The 15,169-nt window shown below is 59.9% G+C and carries 9 protein-coding genes and 3 tRNA genes; all 12 read left to right on the forward strand.

Annotated elements, in window-relative coordinates; genetic code table 11:
• The first annotated feature begins 71 nt into the window (after positions 1 to 71).
• The 12 genes from C5J22_RS05140 to rpoC all read left to right on the forward strand — a co-directional run bounded on the left by C5J22_RS05140 (position 72) and on the right by rpoC (position 15,042).
• A tRNA-Tyr gene (locus tag C5J22_RS05140) sits at positions 72 to 156 on the forward strand.
• A gap of 25 nt (positions 157 to 181) precedes the next feature.
• Positions 182 to 255, forward strand: a tRNA-Gly gene (locus C5J22_RS05145).
• Positions 256 to 779: 524 nt separating this feature from the next.
• Positions 780 to 1,955, forward strand: coding sequence for an elongation factor Tu (gene tuf / locus C5J22_RS05150; RefSeq protein ID WP_105401075.1), 1,176 nt, complete (start codon positions 780 to 782; stop codon positions 1,953 to 1,955).
• Between the two features lie 654 nt (positions 1,956 to 2,609).
• Positions 2,610 to 2,685: transfer RNA gene (locus C5J22_RS05155), tRNA-Trp, on the forward strand.
• Positions 2,686 to 2,882: 197 nt separating this feature from the next.
• Positions 2,883 to 3,083: a preprotein translocase subunit SecE gene (secE, locus tag C5J22_RS05160; RefSeq protein ID WP_046669638.1), complete on the forward strand. Its 201-nt coding sequence runs from the start codon at positions 2,883 to 2,885 to the stop codon at positions 3,081 to 3,083.
• 16 nt (positions 3,084 to 3,099) lie between these two features.
• Entirely contained in the window at positions 3,100 to 3,630 is a 531-nt protein-coding gene (gene nusG / locus C5J22_RS05165; RefSeq protein ID WP_007770615.1) for a transcription termination/antitermination protein NusG, read from the forward strand.
• A gap of 198 nt (positions 3,631 to 3,828) precedes the next feature.
• The gene (rplK, locus tag C5J22_RS05170) at positions 3,829 to 4,260 is read left to right on the forward strand and encodes a 50S ribosomal protein L11 (protein WP_037088457.1); all 432 of its coding nucleotides are present in this window, start codon (positions 3,829 to 3,831) and stop codon (positions 4,258 to 4,260) included.
• A gap of 1 nt (position 4,261) precedes the next feature.
• Entirely contained in the window at positions 4,262 to 4,957 is a 696-nt protein-coding gene (gene rplA / locus C5J22_RS05175) for a 50S ribosomal protein L1 (RefSeq protein ID WP_105401076.1), read from the forward strand.
• A gap of 310 nt (positions 4,958 to 5,267) precedes the next feature.
• Positions 5,268 to 5,825 carry a 50S ribosomal protein L10 gene (gene rplJ, locus C5J22_RS05180; RefSeq protein ID WP_284706807.1) on the forward strand — a complete coding sequence of 186 codons (558 nt, stop codon included), beginning with the start codon at positions 5,268 to 5,270 and terminating at the stop codon, positions 5,823 to 5,825.
• Positions 5,826 to 5,885: 60 nt separating this feature from the next.
• Positions 5,886 to 6,263 (forward strand): 50S ribosomal protein L7/L12, encoded by a 378-nt coding sequence (gene rplL, locus C5J22_RS05185; RefSeq protein ID WP_024164302.1) that lies wholly within the window; start codon positions 5,886 to 5,888, stop codon positions 6,261 to 6,263.
• Between the two features lie 248 nt (positions 6,264 to 6,511).
• Positions 6,512 to 10,648 (forward strand): DNA-directed RNA polymerase subunit beta, encoded by a 4,137-nt coding sequence (rpoB, locus tag C5J22_RS05190; RefSeq protein WP_105437436.1) that lies wholly within the window; start codon positions 6,512 to 6,514, stop codon positions 10,646 to 10,648.
• A 185-nt stretch (positions 10,649 to 10,833) separates the two neighbouring features.
• Positions 10,834 to 15,042 carry a DNA-directed RNA polymerase subunit beta' gene (rpoC, locus tag C5J22_RS05195; protein ID WP_105437437.1) on the forward strand — a complete coding sequence of 1,403 codons (4,209 nt, stop codon included), beginning with the start codon at positions 10,834 to 10,836 and terminating at the stop codon, positions 15,040 to 15,042.
• Positions 15,043 to 15,169 lie beyond the last annotated feature (127 nt).

Genomic DNA, 15,169 nt, shown 5'->3' on the forward strand with positions numbered 1-15,169 from the left:
CGCGGCGCAGATCAAGGGGCGGCAAGCTTCAAGGTCTGACGAACTTGGTCTCACGATCCGGACGAAAAACTGGAGAGATGCCCGAGTGGTTAAAGGGGACGGACTGTAAATCCGTTGGCTCAGCCTACGTTGGTTCAAATCCAACTCTCTCCACCATTCGTCTCTGATCGGACACCACACCGCGGGTATAGCTCAATGGTAGAGCAGCAGCCTTCCAAGCTGAATACGCGGGTTCGATTCCCGCTACCCGCTCCATAATCTCAACGATTTACAATAACGGTGTGCCAGTTGGTGCAACGCTTTCCTGTATCCCTGTCGAAGCGGGTCCGGCGATCGCGCGGCTTGCGCGATGCTGTAAGACACCAGAAGCTTCCATCGACCGGAACGAGGCATGTTTCCCCGCATCGTTTTGAGCCGCGCATCCGGTGCGAGGGGCCGCCGGTAGGTACGGCAGCTGACAAACGATCCCGGAACAAACTTCTATGTTATACTGGCGTCATCAAGGCGGACCTGGAGCCCCGCGGCCTTACCCGGCCGCGGGGCTTTTTTGCGCCTTCGGCGCTCGTCAATTCGCTGCAGCCCGAAGTCAGGGCCGGTCTGGATCTTGAACTGAGCGCGTGCTGAACGGGCCGCCCCGGGGCATTTTCAAGCCGATTTCGCCTGCTCCCCTTGTCCGGGCGCGCGTCGTAATTATGTCTTGCGCATTCTAGTGGAAAGCCTTAAACGGCGACACCAAACCCGGTCGCCGGGTCCACCCTTATGTTCACAGGAAGCATTCAATGGCAAAGAGCAAGTTTGAGCGCAACAAGCCGCACGTCAACATTGGCACGATCGGTCACGTTGACCATGGCAAGACGTCGCTGACGGCCGCGATCACGAAGTACTTCGGCGAGTACAAGGCCTATGACCAGATCGACGCGGCTCCTGAAGAAAAGGCTCGCGGCATCACCATTTCGACGGCGCACGTCGAATATGAGACGCCGGCCCGCCATTATGCCCACGTCGACTGCCCCGGCCACGCCGACTACGTCAAGAACATGATCACCGGTGCAGCGCAGATGGACGGCGCGATCCTGGTTTGCTCGGCAGCCGACGGCCCGATGCCGCAGACCCGCGAGCACATCCTGCTCGCCCGTCAGGTCGGCGTTCCGGCGATCGTTGTGTTCCTGAACAAGGTCGACCAGGTCGACGACGCCGAGCTTCTCGAGCTCGTCGAGCTGGAAGTGCGCGAACTTCTGTCGTCCTACGACTTCCCGGGCGACGACATTCCGATCGTCAAGGGTTCGGCGCTGGCCGCTCTTGAAGATTCCGACAAGAAGATCGGCGAAGATTCGATCCGCGAGCTGATGGCCGCCGTCGACGCCTACATCCCGACGCCTGAGCGTCCGATCAACATGCCGTTCCTGATGCCGATCGAAGACGTGTTCTCGATCTCGGGTCGTGGCACGGTCGTGACCGGCCGCGTCGAGCGCGGCATCGTCAAGGTTGGCGAAGAAGTCGAGATCGTCGGCATCCGCCCGACCTCGAAGACGACGGTGACCGGCGTTGAAATGTTCCGCAAGCTGCTCGACCAGGGTCAGGCCGGCGACAACATCGGCGCTCTCGTTCGCGGCGTGAACCGTGACGGCGTCGAGCGTGGCCAGATCCTCTGCAAGCCGGGTTCGGTCAAGCCGCACAAGAAGTTCATGGCCGAAGCCTACATCCTGACGAAGGAAGAAGGCGGCCGTCATACGCCGTTCTTCACCAACTACCGTCCGCAGTTCTACTTCCGCACGACGGACGTGACGGGCATCGTCTCGCTGCCGGAAGGCACGGAAATGGTCATGCCGGGCGACAACGTCACCGTTGAAGTCGAGCTGATCGTTCCGATCGCGATGGAAGAAAAGCTGCGCTTCGCCATCCGCGAAGGCGGCCGTACCGTCGGCGCCGGCATCGTCGCCTCGATCATCGAGTAATCGATAGCGGCATCAAATAGCAAAGGCCCTGCCGGCAACGGCGGGGCCTTTTGCTTTCAAGCCCTGACCTTGAGTCAATCTGGTGGCTCACCCTGAGTCAGTTTTTGAAAAAGCTCGCTCTCGCAACGGAAACGACTTTTGCCGCGGGGCATGCACATCGCAGACTGCCGAGCCTCACGCAATGCCAGGCGCGCTGCAGCCAGACGCTTGTCAGGGCCCCCACGGCATTGGCGGGCGCCGGCAGGGGAGGTGGGCAAACATCCACCTCAGCCTACAAGTCTCCGCAAGGTGACTCATTGCGGAAGAAGCGTAAATGCGCGTCCGCGATTGATTCTACTGGTGTAAGCGCGGCGCCATCGATTGTTTCCTGTCGCGAATCGCTTCCCGACCGACCCCGGGGAGGAGCCTCTGTCGATCAACCGGAAGCCATCGCGGATCGGTCGTCCGGGCAAGGAAATCAGCGCAGGTGGCGCCGGAACGGCGCTTTCGGGCGCTCGCCTTGCCGAAGCGCCTGACGGGTCCGGCCGAAAGCTCGGGTAGAACGGTCCGGATATCAAAAATGCTCTTGCAAAGCGCAGCGCATCCCCTTAAAGGGAGCGCCTAGCCAGTTGGCGGCGAGGCCGAGTTTCCGGTTTTACGTTCCGCCAAGGTTGAAGGGGTGTAGCTCAGTTGGTAGAGCGGCGGTCTCCAAAACCGCAGGTCGTCGGTTCAAGCCCGGCCGCCCCTGCCACTTTCAGATGATTGGCGCGAGATTATCCGCAGCGGAATTGTCGGGAAATGGCCGCCGTGCAAAACGGCGAAATTTCATCGAACACTGTTTTCCCTCTTGTGTAAAGGGGAAGGGGTGTTTATGTAGGTCAAAACAGACACGCGGTGCGTGGGGCTGAGCAAGTTCAGCTTTACGCGCCGTAATTGCGTGGGCAATCAATGGCATCCAAGACCAATCCAGTTACGTTTCTGCGCCAGGTTCGATCCGAAGCGCTGAAAATCCATTGGCCGTCGCGTCGCGAGACCATGATCTCCACGGCCATGGTTCTGGTTATGGTTGTGTTCGCTGCGCTGTTTTTCTTCGCTGCAGACCAGCTCATGGGATGGTTACTCCGTCTCGTACTGAACGTCAGCGTTTGATTTCTGGAGAATAAAGATGGCGGCGCGTTGGTACATCGTCCACGCATATTCTAATTTTGAGAAGAAGGTGGCTGAGGACATCGAGAACAAGGCTCGCCAGAAGGGGCTTGAGCATCTGTTCGAGAAGATCCTCGTGCCGACCGAAAAGGTGGTCGAAGTGCGTCGCGGCCGCAAGGTCGATTCCGAGCGCAAGTTCTTTCCGGGTTACGTCATGGTCCGGGCCAACCTGACCGACGAAGCCTACCACCTGATCAAGAACACGCCGAAGGTCACCGGCTTTCTCGGTTCCGACAACAAGCCGGTTCCGATTCCGGACTTCGAGGCCGAGCGTATCCTCGGTCAGGTGCAGGAAGGCGTCGAGCGGCCGAAGTCGTCGATCACTTTCGAGATCGGCGAGCAGGTTCGCGTATCGGACGGTCCGTTCGCGTCCTTCAATGGCACCGTTCAGGACGTCGACGAGGAGCGTTCGCGCCTCAAGGTCGAGGTTTCGATCTTCGGTCGTGCGACCCCGGTCGAGCTGGAATACGCTCAGGTCGAAAAGGTCTGATCAGTTTCGAATTGAGGCCTGCCGTTTATTCGGTGGGTCTCGCGCGGCGTTTGCCGCAAGCGCGTGGGAGGAATGGTGCCTTAGCCGGGCATTCTGACCGAACCACGCAACCGCAGCCGCCGGCGAAAGCCGGCATATCGGACCGGGAAACCGGTCTCTAATGAGCCGGGTAACCGGTCTCTCGAAAGGCAGAGAGTTATGGCTAAGAAAGTTATGGGCCACCTCAAGCTGCAGGTAAAGGCAGGGTCGGCCAATCCGTCCCCGCCGATCGGTCCTGCACTTGGTCAGCGCGGCATCAACATCATGGAATTCTGCAAGGCATTCAACGCCGCCACGCAGGAAATGGAAAAGGGCATGCCGATCCCGGTCGTCATCACCTATTTCCAGGACAAGTCCTTCACCTTCGCGATGAAGCAGCCTCCGGTCAGCTACTGGCTGAAGAAGGAAGCGAAGATCACCTCGGGTTCCAAGACCCCGGGCAAGGGCGCCAAGGCTGGCACCCTGACCAAGGCTCAGATCCAGACCATCGCCCAGGCGAAGATGAAGGATCTGAACGCGGCCGATCTCGAAGGCGCAATGGCCATGATCGAGGGCTCTGCCCGCGCCATGGGCCTGGAAGTGGTGGCTTAACATGGTAAAGCTTGCAAAGCGTATTCAGAAGATCCGTGAAGGCGTGGATCCGACCAAGCTCGTAGCGCTCACCGACGCCATCTCGATGGTCAAGGAACGTGCGATCGCCAAGTTCGACGAAACCGTTGAAATCGCGATGAACCTCGGCGTCGATCCGCGTCATGCAGACCAGATGGTCCGCGGCGTGGTCAATCTGCCGAACGGTACCGGCCGTGACGTTCGCGTTGCCGTTTTCGCACGTGGCGTCAAGGCTGACGAAGCCAAGGCAGCCGGTGCGGATATCGTCGGTGCTGAAGAACTCGTCGAAATCGTCCAGGGCGGCAAGATCGACTTCGATCGCTGCATCGCCACCCCGGACATGATGCCGCTCGTCGGCCGTCTCGGTAAGGTTCTCGGCCCGCGTGGCATGATGCCGAACCCGAAGGTCGGAACCGTCACCATGGACGTCGCGGGTGCCGTCAAGGCTTCCAAGGGCGGCGCTGTCGAGTTCCGCGTCGAAAAGGCCGGCATCATCCACGCCGGTATCGGCAAGGCCTCCTTCGAAGCCAAGGCTCTCGAAGAGAACATCAAGGCCTTCGCTGACGCAGTCATCAAGGCCAAGCCGGCTGGCGCCAAGGGTAACTACCTCAAGCGGGTAGCGATCTCCTCGACCATGGGTCCGGGCGTCAAGATCGATCCGTCGACGGTGACGATCTAAAAGTTTCGTCCGGAGCCTTCGGGTTCCGGACTGCATGAATTCCCGGTCCTTCGGGGCCGGGAGTTTCCCAGGGAAACCTGGGAATTCCTGTCCGAGATTGCGGGTGGTTTCGACCTTAATCACTTGATGCCTGCATGAGACGGGTAAGACCCGAGATTTATAAAGTGCCTCGCACTTTTGAGTTCGGTTCGAGCCTAGTGTGCCTTGTGCCTGGAGCCCCTGTGGCGACAGTGCGAGGGGACAGGATCCTCAAGCGTCGCTTGGGGTCCTAATCAAGGGATCCCTTGAGGCAAAGGCAACCCGATGGGGCCTGCAGGATTGCGGTCCCGTCAACTGGAGACAGACAGTGGAAAGAGCGGAAAAGCGCGAATTTGTCACGGAGCTGAACGAAGTCTTCAAGGCTTCTGGTTCGGTTGTCGTGGCCCACTATGCTGGTGTCACAGTTGCGCAGATGAACGATTTTCGTTCGAAGATGCGCGCTGCTGGCGGCACCGTCAAAGTCGCGAAGAACCGTCTGGCCAAGATCGCTCTTCAGGGTACGGAGTCGGAAGGGATGTCGAATCTCTTCAAGGGTCAGACGCTGATCGCATTCAGCGAAGACCCGGTAACGGCTCCGAAGGTCGTCATGGATTTCGCCAAGACCAATGACAAGATCATTGTTCTGGGCGGTTCCATGGGTGCAACCACGCTCACTGCGGATGCGGTCAAGTCGCTTGCGACCCTGCCTTCGCTGGACGAGCTTCGCGCCAAGCTGCTGGGCCTCTTGAATGCCCCGGCTACCCGCGTCGCTACGGTTGTTGCAGCACCGGCAAGCCAGCTTGCCCGCGTGTTTGCGGCCTACGCCAAGAAGGACGAGGAAGCCGCTTAAGGCGGTTTTTCGCTGTTCATACCCAAATCAAGTTCGAACCGAATATAAGGAACTATCAAAATGGCTGATCTCGCAAAGATCGTTGAAGACCTCTCTGCTCTGACCGTTCTGGAAGCTGCTGAGCTTTCCAAGCTGCTCGAAGAGAAGTGGGGCGTATCTGCAGCTGCTCCCGTAGCCGTTGCTGCTGCTGGCGGTGGCGCTGCTGCTGCTGTCGTTGAAGAAGAAAAGACCGAGTTCGACGTCATCCTCGCTGATGCCGGCGCCAACAAGATCAACGTCATCAAGGAAGTCCGCGCCATCACCGGCCTGGGCCTCAAGGAAGCCAAGGATCTCGTTGAAGCCGCTCCGAAGGCTGTCAAGGAAGGCGTCAACAAGGCTGAAGCCGCTGACCTCAAGAAGAAGCTTGAGGACGCCGGCGCCAAGGTCGACGTTAAGTAATATCGGAATGCGGCGGGAGGGGTCTCCTCTCCCGCCCATTTCCTCCGAACGTATTACCCAGGAACCGTCAAAACGGTTCCTGGGTAATGGGTTCTCAAGAGGATGGTCCCGAATCGAACAGAAAAGGCAATCCGGCCTGGCGTGTTCGAGAGGTGGGACGAGATTGAGAATACCCATTGATCGACGGGATCGACTGGCCAGCGAACCCCGTCCGTTGCAGGCCCGGATGCAATTTTGAAGGAGCGACGATGGCTCAGACCCTTTCCTTTAATGGTCGCAGGCGCGTACGCAAGTTTTTTGGAAAAATCCCCGAAGTCACAGAGATGCCGAACCTCATCGAGGTTCAGAAGGCATCCTATGACCAGTTCCTGATGGTTGATGAACCGAAGGGCGGTCGTCCGGACGAAGGTCTGAACGCTGTCTTCCGGTCGGTCTTCCCGATCACCGATTTTTCCGGCGCCTCCATGCTCGAATTCGTGTCCTACGAATTCGAACTGCCGAAGTTCGACGTGGAAGAATGCCGTCAGCGCGATCTGACCTATGCAGCGCCGCTGAAGGTGACGCTGCGTCTCATCGTGTTCGATATCGATGAGGATACGGGCGCCAAGTCCATCAAGGACATCAAGGAACAGTCCGTCTACATGGGCGACATGCCGCTCATGACCGACAACGGTACGTTCATCGTGAACGGCACCGAACGCGTGATCGTGTCCCAGATGCACCGTTCGCCGGGCGTCTTCTTCGACCACGACAAGGGCAAGAGCCACTCTTCCGGCAAGCTGCTCTTCGCAGCCCGCGTCATCCCGTATCGCGGTTCCTGGCTCGACATCGAATTCGACGCCAAGGATATCGTTTACGCCCGTATCGACCGCCGCCGTAAGATCCCCGTGACCTCGCTGCTGATGGCGCTCGGCATGGACGGCGAAGAAATCCTGTCGACCTTCTACACGAAGTCGTCCTACCAGCGCGACGGCGAAGGCTGGCGGATTCCGTTCCAGCCGGAAACCCTGAAGGGTGCGAAGACCCTTTCCGACATGATCGACGCCGATACCGGCGAAGTGGTTGTCGAATCCGGCAAGAAGCTCAACCCGCGTCTTCTCCGTCAGCTGACGGAGAAGGGCTTGAAGGCCTTGAAGGCGACCAATGACGACATCTACGGCAATTATCTTGCCGAAGACATCGTCAACGCGGCAACCGGCGAGATCTACCTCGAAGCCGGCGACGAAATCGACGAAAAGACCCTGCCGATCATCCTGAGCGCCGGTTTCGACGAGATCCCGGTTCTCGGCATCGACCATATCAATGTCGGCGCCTACATCCGCAATACGCTTTCCGCCGACAAGAACGAGAACCGTCAGGACGCTCTGTTCGACATCTACCGCGTCATGCGCCCGGGTGAACCGCCGACGATGGAATCGGCCGAAGCCATGTTCAACTCGCTGTTCTTCGATGCGGAGCGTTACGACCTCTCCGCCGTCGGCCGCGTCAAGATGAACATGCGTCTCGACCTCGAAGTCGCCGATACCGTTCGCACGCTCCGCAAGGACGACATCCTGGCCGTGGTCCGGATGCTGGTCGAGCTGCGCGACGGCAAGGGCGAAATCGACGACATCGACAACCTCGGCAACCGCCGCGTCCGTTCTGTCGGCGAACTGATGGAAAATCAGTATCGTCTCGGCCTGCTCCGCATGGAGCGCGCCATCAAGGAACGCATGTCGTCGATCGAAATCGACACCGTCATGCCGCAGGACCTGATCAACGCGAAGCCGGCAGCTGCCGCGGTTCGCGAATTCTTCGGCTCCTCGCAGCTGTCGCAGTTCATGGACCAGGTGAACCCGCTTTCGGAAATCACCCACAAGCGCCGTCTTTCGGCACTTGGCCCGGGTGGTCTGACCCGCGAGCGCGCAGGCTTCGAAGTCCGCGACGTTCACCCGACCCATTACGGCCGTATTTGCCCGATCGAGACGCCGGAAGGCCCGAACATCGGTCTGATCAACTCGCTTGCCACCTTCGCCCGCGTCAACAAGTACGGCTTCATCGAAAGCCCGTACCGCAAGATCATCGACGGCGTCGTGACGAAGGAAGTGCTTTACCTTTCCGCTATGGAAGAGGCGAAGTATTACGTGGCACAGGCGAACGCCGAGCTGGATAAGAACGGCTCTTTCGTGGAAGAGTTCGTTGTTTGCCGTCATGCCGGCGAAGTCATGCTGTCCCCGCGCGACACCATCAACCTGATGGACGTCTCGCCGAAGCAGCTCGTTTCGGTCGCGGCCGCTCTGATCCCGTTCCTGGAAAACGACGACGCCAACCGCGCTCTCATGGGCTCGAACATGCAGCGTCAGGCCGTGCCGCTGGTGCGTGCTGAAGCTCCGTTCGTCGGCACCGGCATGGAACCGGTCGTCGCCCGCGACTCCGGTGCGGCTATCGCTGCCCGCCGTGGCGGTGTGGTCGACCAAGTCGACGCGACCCGTATCGTTATCCGCGCCACCGAAGACCTCGATCCGTCGAAGTCGGGTGTCGATATCTATCGTCTGCAGAAGTTCCAGCGTTCGAACCAGAACACCTGCGTCAACCAGCGCCCGCTGGTCGCTGTCGGTGATATCCTGAACAAGGGCGACATCATCGCCGACGGTCCGTCGACGGACCTTGGTGACTTGGCGCTCGGCCGCAACGCGCTCGTCGCGTTCATGCCCTGGAACGGTTACAACTACGAAGACTCGATCCTGCTCTCCGAGCGCATCGTGTCGGACGACGTGTTCACTTCCATCCACATCGAGGAATTCGAAGTGATGGCGCGTGACACCAAGCTTGGTCCGGAAGAAATCACGCGCGACATTCCGAACGTTTCGGAAGAAGCGCTGAAGAACCTCGACGAAGCCGGCATCGTCTACATCGGCGCCGAAGTCCAGCCGGGCGACATCCTCGTCGGCAAGATCACCCCGAAGGGCGAAAGCCCGATGACGCCGGAAGAAAAGCTTCTGCGCGCCATCTTCGGTGAAAAGGCCTCCGACGTCCGCGACACCTCCATGCGCATGCCTCCGGGCACGTTCGGCACGGTCGTCGAAGTCCGCGTCTTCAACCGTCACGGTGTGGAGAAGGACGAACGCGCCATGGCGATCGAGCGTGAGGAAATCGAACGCCTCGCCAAGGACCGCGACGACGAACAGGCAATTCTTGACCGCAACGTCTATGGCCGTCTGACGGACATGCTGCGCGGCCAGATGTCGGTTGCCGGTCCGAAGGGCTTCAAGAAGGGCATCGAGCTCACCAACGCCGTCATCTCCGAATATCCCCGCTCGCAGTGGTGGATGTTCGCAGTCGAGGACGAAAAGGTGCAGGGCGAAATCGAAGCGCTCCGCGGTCAGTACGACGAATCCAAGTCGCGCCTTGAACAGCGCTTCATGGACAAGGTCGAAAAGGTCCAGCGCGGCGACGAAATGCCTCCGGGCGTCATGAAGATGGTCAAGGTCTTCGTCGCTGTGAAGCGCAAGATCCAGCCGGGCGACAAGATGGCCGGCCGTCACGGCAACAAGGGCGTCGTGTCGCGCATCGTTCCGGTCGAGGACATGCCGTTCCTCGAAGACGGCACGCATGTCGACATCGTTCTGAACCCGCTCGGCGTGCCTTCGCGCATGAACGTCGGTCAGATCCTCGAGACGCACCTGGCCTGGGCTTGCGCAGGCATGGGCAAGCGTATCGGTGCGCTGCTCGAAGATTACCGCAGGTCGAACGATATCACCGACTTGAAGAAAGAGCTGACGGAAGCCTATCAGAGTGAGGCAAACGCCGAAGTTGCAAGCTTCGACGACGACTCTCTCGTTCGTCTGGCCGAGCAGTCCAAGCGCGGCCTTTCGATCGCAACGCCGGTCTTCGACGGTGCGCATGAGCCGGACGTCGCAGCGATGCTGACCAGGGCAGGCCTCGATCCGTCCGGTCAGTCGGTCCTCTACGACGGCCGTACCGGCGAACAGTTCGACCGCAAGGTGACTGTCGGCTACATGTACATGATCAAGCTGAACCACCTCGTGGACGACAAGATCCACGCGCGTTCGATTGGTCCGTACTCGCTGGTTACCCAGCAGCCGCTCGGTGGCAAGGCGCAGTTCGGCGGCCAGCGCTTCGGCGAAATGGAAGTCTGGGCGCTCGAAGCCTACGGCGCCGCCTACACGCTGCAGGAAATGCTGACCGTGAAGTCGGACGACGTAGCTGGCCGTACCAAGGTCTACGAAGCGATCGTGCGCGGCGACGACACGTTCGAGGCAGGCATTCCGGAGAGCTTCAACGTTCTCGTCAAGGAAATGCGCTCTCTCGGCCTGTCCGTCGAACTCGAGAACTCGAAGATCGAGGACGCGAACGCCGGCCAGCTGCCCGACGCAGCCGAATGATCATAACAAGGCGCGCGCCGTTTGAAGGCGCGCGCCGCTCCCTCCGCCGGTATCCGCCGGCAGGATAGGGAAACTTTCGCCGCATTTCGCGGCTAATACCGTTTTAAAGCATCGGACGGTCCGTCCCGGGAATTTGGACTGTTCCGATCGCAAGCCGAGGGCTTCCGCCCCTAAAGGAGATAGGCATGAACCAAGAGGTCATGAATCTTTTCAATCCGCAGGTGCCTGCACAGCACTTCGACTCGATCCGTATCTCGATCGCGTCTCCGGAGAAGATTCTCTCCTGGTCCTACGGCGAGATCAAAAAGCCGGAGACCATCAACTACCGTACCTTCAAGCCTGAACGCGACGGCCTTTTCTGCGCCCGCATCTTCGGGCCGATCAAGGACTACGAGTGCCTGTGCGGCAAGTACAAGCGCATGAAGTACAAGGGCATCATCTGCGAAAAGTGCGGCGTCGAAGTCACGCTGTCGCGCGTTCGCCGTGAGCGCATGGGCCATATCGAGCTCGCAGCTCCCGTCGCCCATATCTGGTTCCTGAAGTCGCTTCCGTCGCGCATCTCGACCCTTCTCGACATGACGCTGAAGGATGTCGAGCGCGTTCTCTATTTCGAGAACTACATCGTCACTGAGCCGGGTCTCACCTCGCTCAAGGAAAACCAGCTTCTTTCCGAAGAAGAATACATGATCGCCGTCGACGAGTTCGGCGAAGATCAGTTCACGGCGATGATCGGCGCCGAGGCCATCTACGAGATGCTGGCCTCGATGAATCTCGAAAAGATCGCCGGCGACCTGCGTTCGGAACTTGCCGACACCACGTCGGATCTGAAGCAGAAGAAGCTGATGAAGCGCCTGAAGATCGTCGAGAACTTCATGGAGTCGGGCAACCGTCCGGAATGGATGATCATGAAGGTCGTCCCGGTCATCCCGCCGGACCTGCGCCCGCTGGTTCCGCTCGATGGTGGCCGCTTTGCGACCTCGGACCTCAACGATCTCTATCGTCGCGTCATCAACCGTAACAACCGTCTGAAGCGCCTGATCGAACTGCGCGCTCCGGGCATCATCATCCGCAACGAAAAGCGCATGCTGCAGGAATCTGTGGACGCGCTGTTCGACAACGGCCGTCGTGGCCGCGTCATCACCGGTGCCAACAAGCGTCCGCTGAAGTCGCTGTCCGACATGCTGAAGGGCAAGCAGGGCCGCTTCCGCCAGAACCTTCTCGGCAAGCGCGTCGACTATTCCGGCCGTTCGGTCATCGTGACCGGTCCGGAACTGAAGCTGCACCAGTGCGGCCTGCCGAAGAAGATGGCGCTCGAACTGTTCAAGCCGTTCATCTACGCCCGCCTCGACGCCAAGGGTTACTCCTCGACCGTCAAGCAGGCCAAGAAGCTGGTTGAAAAGGAAAAGCCGGAAGTCTGGGATATCCTCGACGAGGTCATCCGCGAGCATCCGGTTCTCCTGAACCGTGCGCCGACGCTGCATCGCCTGGGCATCCAGGCCTTCGAACCGATCCTGGTCGAAGGCAAGGCTATCCAGCTGCATCCGCTCGTCTGCACGGCCTTCAATGCCGACTTCGACGGCGACCAGATGGCCGTTCACGTGCCGCTGTCGCTCGAAGCCCAGCTCGAAGCCCGCGTGCTGATGATGTCGACGAACAACATCCTGCATCCGGCAAACGGCGCACCGATCATCGTTCCGTCGCAGGACATGGTTCTCGGTCTCTACTATCTGGCGATCATGAACCAGAACGAGCCGGGCGAAGGCATGGCCTTCTCCGACATGGGCGAACTGCACCACGCTCTGGAAAACAAGATCGTCACCCTGCATGCCAAGATCCGCGGCCGCTTCAAGACCGTGGACGCCGAAGGCAAGCCGGTTTCCAAGATCTATGAGACGACCCCCGGCCGCATGATCATCGGCGAACTTCTGCCGAAGAACGTCAACGTGCCGTTCGAGACCTGCAATCAGGAAATGACCAAGAAGAACATCTCCAAGATGATCGACACGGTCTACCGTCACTGCGGTCAGAAGGACACGGTGATCTTCTGCGACCGCATCATGCAGCTCGGCTTCACGCATGCGTGCAAGGCCGGCATTTCGTTCGGCAAGGACGACATGATCATTCCTGAAACCAAGGCCAAGATCGTTGGCGACACCGAAACCCTGGTGAAGGAATACGAGCAGCAGTACAACGACGGCCTGATCACTCAGGGCGAGAAGTACAACAAGGTCGTCGACGCCTGGGGCAAGGCCACCGAAAAGGTTGCAGAAGACATGATGGCCCGCATTAAGGCCGTCGAGTTCGATCCGGAAACCGGTCGCCAGAAGCAGATGAACGCCATCTACATGATGTCCCACTCGGGTGCCCGTGGTTCTCCGAACCAGATGCGCCAGCTGGGCGGCATGCGTGGCCTGATGGCCAAGCCGTCGGGTGAGATCATCGAAACGCCGATCATCTCGAACTTCAAGGAAGGCCTGACCGTTAACGAGTACTTCAACTCGACCCACGGTGCCCGTAAGGGTCTCGCAGACACCGCCTTGAAGACCGCGAACTCCGGCTACCTGACCCGTCGTCTCGTCGACGTGGCGCAGGACTGCATCGTCAACCTGGTCGATTGCGGCACCGAAAGCGGCCTCACCATGACGGCGATCGTTGACGCCGGCCAGGTCGTGGCTTCCATCGGCGCTCGTGTGCTTGGCCGTACCGCACTCGACGATATCGATCACCCGGTCACGGGTGCCCGCATCGTCGATGCCGGCAAGATGATCCTCGAGCCGGATGTCATCGAGATCGAAAAGGCTGGTATCCAGTCGATCCGCATCCGTTCGGCACTGACATGCGAAGTTCAGACGGGCGTCTGCTCGGTCTGCTACGGCCGAGATCTGGCCCGTGGTACTCCGGTCAACATGGGCGAAGCCGTCGGCGTCATCGCGGCTCAGTCGATCGGCGAGCCGGGAACCCAGCTCACCATGCGTACCTTCCACTTGGGCGGTACGGCAAACGTGGTCGACCAGTCGTTCCTGGAAGCATCGTACGAAGGCACGATCCAGATCAAGAACCGCAACATGCTGCGGAACTCCGAAGGCGTTCTCGTCGCGATGGGCCGCAACATGGCGGTCACCATCCTTGACGAGCGCGGCGTCGAGCGTTCCTCGCAGCGCGTCGCTTACGGTTCGAAGCTGTTCGTGGATGATGGCGACAAGGTTCGTCGCGGTCAGCGTCTGGCAGAGTGGGATCCCTACACACGCCCGATGATGACGGAAGTGGAAGGTACGGTTTACTTCGAAGACGTGGTCGACTCGATCTCGGTTTCGGAATCCACCGACGAATCCACCGGCATCACCAAGCGTCAGGTTATCGACTGGCGTTCGACGCCGCGTGGCATCGACCTCAAGCCGGCGATCGTCATCAAGGACGCTTCGGGCACCATCCTGAAGCTTGCCCGCGGTGGCGAAGCCCGCTTCAACCTGTCGGTCGACGCCATCCTGTCGGTCGAGCCGGGCAGCAAGGTATCGCAGGGCGACGTTCTCGCCCGCGTTCCGCTGGAAAGCGCCAAGACCAAGGACATCACCGGTGGTCTGCCGCGCGTCGCCGAGCTCTTCGAAGCCCGTCGTCCGAAGGATCACGCCATCATCGCTGAGATCGATGGTACGATCCGCCTCGGCCGCGACTACAAGAACAAGCGTCGCGTCATGATCGAGCCGGCGGAAGACGGTGTCGAACCGGTCGAATACCTGATCCCGAAGGGCAAGCCCTTCCATCTTCAGGAAGGCGACTACATCGAAAAGGGCGACTACATCCTCGACGGCAATCCTGCGCCGCACGACATCCTGGCGATCAAGGGCGTGGAAGCACTCGCTTCCTACCTCGTCAACGAAATCCAGGAAGTCTACCGCCTGCAGGGCGTTGTCATCAACGACAAGCACATCGAGGTGATTGTCCGTCAGATGCTTCAGAAGGTCGAGATCACCGATGCCGGCGACAGCCAGTATATCGTCGGTGACAATGTCGACCGGATCGAACTGGACGAAGCCAACGAGCGTCTTGCCGAAGAAGGCAAGAAGCCCGCTTACGGCGAACCGGTTCTGCTCGGCATCACCAAGGCGTCGCTGCAGACCCCGTCCTTCATCTCGGCCGCTTCCTTCCAGGAAACGACCAAGGTGCTGACGGAAGCTGCGATCGCCGGCAAGACCGACACGCTGCAGGGCCTCAAGGAAAACGTCATCGTCGGCCGTCTCATCCCGGCCGGTACGGGCGGCACCATGACCCAGATCCGCCGTATCGCCACCTCGCGCGACGAGCTGATCCTGGAAGAACGCAAGAAGGGTTCGGGCGCATCGTCCGCCACCCCGATGCTTCAGAACCTGAACCCCGAGAACACGCCTGCGGAGTGATCCGCCGGCACGTCGGTCAGAACGAAAAAACCGCCCGGAGCGATCCGGGCGGTTTTTCCGTTTCAGGCGGCGAGAGGTGAGCGGACATTAAAAAAGCCGCCGAAACTGTTCGGCGGCTCGTGCATGG

Origin of the sequence: Neorhizobium sp. T25_13, assembly GCF_002968675.1 — a bacterium.
GTDB lineage: Bacteria > Pseudomonadota > Alphaproteobacteria > Rhizobiales > Rhizobiaceae > Neorhizobium > Neorhizobium tomejilense.

Excerpts from the sequence above, each read along its gene's own strand:
- tuf (WP_105401075.1), top strand. The coding sequence starts at position 780 with ATGGCAAAGAGCAAGTTTGAGCGCAACAAGCCGCACGTCAACATTGGC.
- secE (WP_046669638.1), top strand. The coding sequence starts at position 2,883 with ATGGCATCCAAGACCAATCCAGTTACGTTTCTGCGCCAGGTTCGATCC.
- nusG (WP_007770615.1), top strand. The coding sequence starts at position 3,100 with ATGGCGGCGCGTTGGTACATCGTCCACGCATATTCTAATTTTGAGAAG.
- rplK (WP_037088457.1), top strand. The coding sequence starts at position 3,829 with ATGGCTAAGAAAGTTATGGGCCACCTCAAGCTGCAGGTAAAGGCAGGG.
- rplA (WP_105401076.1), top strand. The coding sequence starts at position 4,262 with ATGGTAAAGCTTGCAAAGCGTATTCAGAAGATCCGTGAAGGCGTGGAT.
- rplL (WP_024164302.1), top strand. The coding sequence starts at position 5,886 with ATGGCTGATCTCGCAAAGATCGTTGAAGACCTCTCTGCTCTGACCGTT.
- rpoB (WP_105437436.1), top strand. The coding sequence starts at position 6,512 with ATGGCTCAGACCCTTTCCTTTAATGGTCGCAGGCGCGTACGCAAGTTT.
- rpoC (WP_105437437.1), top strand. The coding sequence starts at position 10,834 with ATGAACCAAGAGGTCATGAATCTTTTCAATCCGCAGGTGCCTGCACAG.